Source organism: Mesorhizobium sp. B2-5-7, from assembly GCF_006440875.1.
Taxonomy (GTDB): domain Bacteria; phylum Pseudomonadota; class Alphaproteobacteria; order Rhizobiales; family Rhizobiaceae; genus Mesorhizobium; species Mesorhizobium australicum.
In genome coordinates this window covers 695,001-697,500 of sequence record NZ_VFUO01000002.1, presented here as the reverse complement: position 1 = coordinate 697,500, position 2,500 = coordinate 695,001, and the positions used below count along the sequence as shown (strand labels likewise).

At 56.6% G+C, this 2,500-nt stretch carries 1 protein-coding gene, 1 tRNA gene and 2 rRNA genes (2 of these 4 only partly in view); all 4 read right to left on the bottom strand.

Translation table 11 applies throughout. From position 1 onward, the window contains the following. Positions 1-192, bottom strand: the 5' portion of a protein-coding gene (locus tag FJ543_RS10840; protein WP_140875019.1) for a type II toxin-antitoxin system ParD family antitoxin. It extends 69 nt beyond the left edge of the window; the window shows 192 of its 261 coding nt (coding positions 1-192); the start codon lies at positions 190-192; the stop codon falls past the left edge of the window. Positions 193-685: 493 nt separating this feature from the next. Next, a tRNA-Met gene (locus FJ543_RS10835) sits at positions 686-762 on the bottom strand. Between the two features lie 225 nt (positions 763-987). Continuing rightward, a 5S ribosomal RNA gene (rrf, locus tag FJ543_RS10830) occupies positions 988-1,102 on the bottom strand. Between the two features lie 274 nt (positions 1,103-1,376). Then, a 23S ribosomal RNA gene (locus FJ543_RS10825) occupies positions 1,377-2,500 on the bottom strand; it runs 1,708 nt beyond the window's last position.

Sequence of the window (2,500 nt, the reverse complement as noted above, 5' to 3'; positions counted from 1 at the left end):
CTTCGTCGGATTCTGCTGGAGCCGCCAGGCGTGCGGAATTTCCTCGCGCAACCACTTTTGCCGCTCCGCCTCGAAGTCCTCGAGCATGCGTAGGCCGGCGCGGACAACCTCGTTGGCGTTGTTGTAGCGGTCTGATTCGAGTTGCCGCTTGATGAATTGCTCATGGTGGTCGTTCAAAGCGTAATTGGGCATGGCACCTCCTGGAAGATATTATGTGGCAGAGGAGCATTCTGCCGCCTCGAACGCGTTTCACCGTCACCACGCGCTCAAGCGGGGTCACCCGATCCGGCAGAATTGAAATAACGATTGGGACAGTTCTGTGGAGCGGAGGGCCGCGGCCCGTGCTACCCGCATCCGAAAGCGTGTGAGGAGACCAGCTGAGTTAAAGCCCAACCGGCCAATCTGTTTCATGCTTGGCGGCCATCGATCTTGAACGCCGTCGCCATGCCTTCGCTGATTTGATTTGTCCCGCGCGTCGGCGGCGCCTTTTTGCGGGTCCTGAACAGAGTGGATCGACTCCACGGCGATCCGGATAGGCAACGGTCCGCCGATTTGGACTCTGGCGGCCGTTTTCTTTGTGAGGTTTTGTTGGCTTGGTTTGGGGGGCTGATGGGTTCGAATTTCTGTGCGGAGAGATCGGAACGCGAACGGCCCGCCGGCATAGAGCCAGGCGGGCCGTTTTGTTTGGTTGCGGGGACAGGATTTGAACCTGTGACCTTCAGGTTATGAGCCTGACGAGCTACCGGGCTGCTCCACCCCGCGTCACCTCTAGGCAAGCGTTTGCTTGCCGATCTAGGCAAGCGTTTGCTTGCTTTTGGCTTTGCCAAATGAAAGGGCCGCTTAGAGCGGCCCGGGATCCCTTGGCGGGCCTTTATGGATGTTGCCCAAAAGTGTTAGCGGTTTGGGGCAACGACATGCATCGAACGACGTGCAGAGAAGATTTCACGGTCATCCGATTGGATGAGAGTTTGAACGTGCGTTTTGCAGACCTGGCAGCGACCTACTCTCCCGCGTCTTGAGACGAAGTACCATCAGCGCTGGAGCGTTTCACGGCCGAGTTCGGAATGGGATCGGGTGCAGCCGCTCCGCCATAACCACCAGGTCGGCAAAACGCACGTTATTCGAGAAGCTGGAATAGGGAATAGTGAGTAGCGAATAGTGAGTAGGGGATACCTATTCGCCATTGGCTCACTGCTCTTCACCTGTCTTTTTGTGCCTGAGCGACATCCGCAGTTTGCTTCCGGGCAAAGCCCGCAAGCGCGACTGCGCGTCGCCGGTCGTCCGGCGCCCTCGCGGAGCATAGGCCCGTAAGGGCCGCTCATGCGTGAGCGCTGGTCAGACCATTTGACTTCATCAAATGGGTATTAGGAATGAGAACGATCAAGCCGATCGAACTATTAGTACCGGTAAGCTTCAAGCGTTGCCGCTCTTCCACACCCGGCCTATCAACGTGGTCGTCTTCCACGGTTCTCAGGGAATACTCGTTTTAAGGTGGGTTTCCCGCTTAGATGCCTTCAGCGGTTATCCCGTCCGGATATAGCTACCCTGCTATGCGGCTGGCGCCACAACAGGTCCACCAGAGATCCGTCCATCCCGGTCCTCTCGTACTAGGGACAGATCCTTTCAATATTCCTACACCCACGGCAGATAGGGACCGAACTGTCTCACGACGTTCTGAACCCAACTCACGTACCGCTTTAAATGGCGAACAGCCATACCCTTGGGACCTGCTCCAGCCCCAGGATGCGATGAGTCGACATCGAGGTGCCAAACAACCCCGTCGATATGGACTCTTGGGGGTCATCAGCCTGTTATCCCCGGCGTACCTTTTATCCGTTGAGCGATGGCCCTTCCACGCGGGACCACCGGATCACTATGACCGACTTTCGTCTCTGCTCGACTTGTCAGTCTCGCAGTCAGGCAGGCTTATGCCATTGCACTCAGCGAACGATTTCCGACCGTTCTGAGCCCACCATCGCGCGCCTCCGTTACTCTTTAGGAGGCGACCGCCCCAGTCAAACTACCCACCATACATTGTCCCGGACCCGGATAACGGGCCGCGGTTAGACATCCATAGTGATAAGGGTGGTATTTCAAGGGTGGCTCCACCTGAGCTGGCGCCCAGGTTTCAAAGCCTACCACCTATCCTACACATGCCACTACGAATGCCAATGTAAAGCTATAGTAAAGGTGCACGGGGTCTTTCCGTCTAACCGCAGGAACCCCGCATCTTCACGGGGAATTCAATTTCACTGAGTCTATGCTGGAGACAGCGGGGAAGTCGTTACGCCATTCGTGCAGGTCGGAACTTACCCGACAAGGAATTTCGCTACCTTAGGACCGTTATAGTTACGGCCGCCGTTTACTGGGGCTTCGATTCAGAGCTTGCACCCCTCCTCTTAACCTTCCAGCACCGGGCAGGCGTCAGACCCTATACGTCGTCTTGCGACTTCGCAGAGCCCTGTGTTTTTGATAAACAGTCGCTACCCCCTGGTCTGTG